Source organism: Paraburkholderia sp. Ac-20336, from assembly GCF_017105025.1.
In the GTDB taxonomy this organism is placed as follows: domain Bacteria; phylum Pseudomonadota; class Gammaproteobacteria; order Burkholderiales; family Burkholderiaceae; genus Paraburkholderia.
Genome location: NZ_JAAGPS010000252.1, coordinates 1 through 3,280, shown reverse-complemented (window position 1 = coordinate 3,280; position 3,280 = coordinate 1). Strand labels below are relative to the sequence as shown.

The following is a 3,280-nucleotide window of genomic DNA, read 5'->3' as shown; positions in this document are numbered from 1 at the left end:
CTCGCCGAAAATCAGCGGCGCGTGTTCGCCTTTGAACACCGCGTCGCGCAATGCTTCGCACTGCAACGCCGCGCGATAGGTTTGCACCATCGGCAACGCCGCGGCGTCGAGTTCGCCCACCACGTTCAGTTGCGTCAGCGCGCGATCCCACGCGCCCGTCACCGCGAGCAACTGGAACAGAAAGACGCGATAAGCGGCTTTCGACGGGTCCTTGCGAACCTGGTTCTGCAATTCGCTCAGGCATCCGTCGACATCGCCCGCGCGCAAACACTCTTCTGCTGTCATGCCGGTTCGCTCCGCTCAGGCTGAGGTCATCCCACCCGCCGCCGCACCGCGGCGGCGTGGCCGGCGCGGTGCGGTCGTCTCATGCTGCCTGCCGCTCAACTCTCGGCGTTGGCGGGAATGTTCCACTTCGTTTCGACCACCCCGCCTTCCTTCGCACCCTTGGCGTTTTGCGGCTGATACTCGACATGGAACTTCTCGAAGTTGAGCGTGACGTTCTCGGTGAAACGCTCTTCGCCGCCCGAGCCGCCCGTCGAGTAGGAGCTGACCAGCACGCCTTCGAGCGTGACCTTGTAGTACTCGAGCGGGTTGTCGCCGCCGGCCTTGCGCACGGTCAGCAGCGCCTTGTCGATGTGCGTGCCCTTGGTACAGGCCGCCATGATCGGCGGCGTGGCCTTGTCGCTGTATTTGGTGAACGAGAGGTCCTGCACCGATACCTTGCCGGCCCCGCCGCCCGTCCCCATGTGCATCGTGCCGCTCTGGCTCAGCCCCCAGCTCCATGCCAGCACTTCGATTTCTTCCTTATGGGTCTTGTCCTGCGACTCGCCCTTAATATCGCCCAGCTTCATGAACATATCGATGGCCATGTCTTTCTCCGCTCAAAACAATTCGTCACTGAAAAAAAGGGATTTCCGTCATGCCGCCTTGGCGGACGGAAGCTTCGAAACCAACCGTAGCGATACGGTCAGGCCTTCCAACTGGTAATGCGGACGCAGGAAAAACTTCGACGTGTAATACCCCGGATTGCCTTCCACTTCTTCGACGACCACCTCCGCGGCGGCAAGCGGCCGTCTTGCCTTGGACTCTTCCGTCGAGTGCGCGGGATCGCCATCGACGTACTGCAGAATCCAGTTCTGCAGCCAGCGCTGCATGTCGTCCTTCTCCTTGAAGCTGCCGACCTTGTCGCGCACGATGCACTTCAGGTAGTGCGCGAAGCGGCTGCACGCGAACAGGTACGGCAGACGGGCGGCCAGGTTCGCGTTCGCGGTGGCGTCCGGGTCTTCGTATTCGGCGGGCTTATGCAGCGACTGCGCGCCGATGAAGGCGGCGAAATCGGAGTTCTTCTTGTGCACGAGCGGCATGAAACCGTTCTTCGCCAGTTCGGCTTCGCGGCGATCGCTGATGGCGATTTCGGTCGGGCACTTCATGTCGACGCCGCCGTCGTCGGTGGGGAACGCATGCACCGGCAGATTCTCGACCGCGCCGCCCGACTCGATGCCGCGAATCCGCGAGCACCAGCCGTACATCTTGAACGAGCGATTGATGTTGGTCGCCATCGCATAGGCCGCATTGGCCCATGAGTATTTGCTGCTGTCGGCGCCGGCGGTGTCTTCCTCGAAATCGAACTCCTCGACCGGGTTGGTTTTCGCGCCATACGGCGCACGGGCGAGAAAGCGCGGCATCGCGAGACCCACGTAACGCGAATCTTCCGATTCGCGCAGCGAGCGCCAGGCCGCATGTTCAGGAGTTTGAAATATTTTCGTCAGGTCGCGCGGATTCGCCAGCTCCTGCCAGGAGTCCATCAGCATCACGGCGGGATCGGCGCCCGCGATGAACGGCGCATGCGCGGCGGCGGAGATCTTCGCCATCTGCGTCAGCAGATCGACGTCGGGGCCGCTGTTGTCGAAGTGGTAATCGGCCACCAGCGCGCCGTACGGCTCGCCGCCGAACTGGCCGTACTCCTCTTCATAGAGCTTCTTGAAGAACGGGCTTTGATCCCACGCGGTGCCCTTGTACTTCTTGAGCGTCTTGTACAGATCGCCCTTCGATACGTTCATCACGCGGATCTTCAGGGTTTCGTCCGTCTCGGTGTTGTTCACCAGATAGTGCAAGCCGCGCCATGCGCTCTCGACTTTCTGGAACTCTTCCGAGTGGATGATCTGGTTGATCTGCGCGGTCAGCTTCGCGTCGATCTGCGCGATCAGCGATTCGATCGTCGCGAGCACGTCGCCGGAAATCACGTTGGTATCGCGCAGCGCCTGTTCGGCGAGCGTGCGCACCGCCGTTTCGACGGCTTCCTTTGCCTTGTCGCTCTTCGGCTTGAATTCCTTTTGCAGCAGGTTCGCGAAATCGCTCATTTCGAGCGAGGTTTCGCCGGGTTGCGCTTGCCCTTGGGTACTAGGTTCGGCCATGGTCAGACTCCCCTGTGGTTCACACTCATTCCTGCGGCTTCGGCGCGGACGCCAGCGACTGCAGCAAGGCCGGATCGCTCAGCAGCTTCGCGATCAGGTCCTCGGCGCCGGTCTTGCCGTCCATGTACGTCAGCAGGTTCTGCAACTGGCCGCGCGCTTCCAGCAGCTTGGCCAGCGCATCCACCTTGCGCGCGACCGCCGCGGGCGAGAAGTCGTCCATGCTCTCGAAGGTCATGTCGACAGCGAGGTTGCCCTCGCCCGTCAGCATGTTCGGCACCTGCACGGCAACGCGCGGTTTCATCGACTTCAGACGCTCGTCGAAATTGTCGACGTCGATCTCGAGAAACTTGCGATCCGCCACCGGTGCGAGCGGGTCCGCCGGCTGCCCGGAGAGATCGGCCAGCACGCCCATGACGAAGGGCAGATTGACCTTCTTCTCCGAGCCGTAGACTTCGACGTCGTACTCGATCTGAACCCGCGGCGCCCGATTGCGCGCGATGAATTTCTGGCTGCTTTCCTTGGCCACGACCATTCCCCTGGTTGACGCCGCACGGCCGCGAGCAGCATGGCGCGTGACTGGCGTTGCTAAACGCAAAAAGCACATCCCCGGCTGACTGCTTACTCGTTCTCGATACCGCCTACCTGCCGGGCCTGGCTCATTCCTTCGGGCGCGAGGTCCTGCAGGATTTCCATAAAGCTCTTGTCGACCAGACGGCGCGCGCGCAGCAATAGCAGCGGCACCGGGCTGGAGGGTTCGTGACGCTCGTAGTACGCGCAGATCTTGTCGAGCACGCGGATCACGTCCTGACGATCCGTGATGTCGCCGGACACCGGCGCCGGCGCCGCGCCCGCGCGTTGACCCGGCA

General features: G+C 62.4%; 3 protein-coding genes and 2 pseudogenes. All 5 read right to left on the bottom strand.

Going from position 1 to position 3,280, the window contains the following annotated elements:
• Positions 1-285, bottom strand: a pseudogene (locus GXB81_RS30655) (virulence protein SciE type); the annotation flags it as partial.
• 95 nt (positions 286-380) lie between these two features.
• The gene (locus tag GXB81_RS30650; protein ID WP_167039852.1) at positions 381-869 is read right to left on the bottom strand and encodes a type VI secretion system tube protein Hcp; all 489 of its coding nucleotides are present in this window, start codon (positions 867-869) and stop codon (positions 381-383) included.
• 48 nt (positions 870-917) lie between these two features.
• Complete coding sequence (gene tssC / locus GXB81_RS30645) at positions 918-2,414, bottom strand: type VI secretion system contractile sheath large subunit (protein ID WP_167039850.1); 1,497 nt, start codon at positions 2,412-2,414, stop codon at positions 918-920.
• Between the two features lie 25 nt (positions 2,415-2,439).
• Complete coding sequence (gene tssB / locus GXB81_RS30640) at positions 2,440-2,946, bottom strand: type VI secretion system contractile sheath small subunit (protein WP_205192674.1); 507 nt, start codon at positions 2,944-2,946, stop codon at positions 2,440-2,442.
• Between the two features lie 86 nt (positions 2,947-3,032).
• A pseudogene (locus GXB81_RS30635) lies at positions 3,033-3,280 on the bottom strand (type VI secretion system protein TssA); the annotation flags it as partial.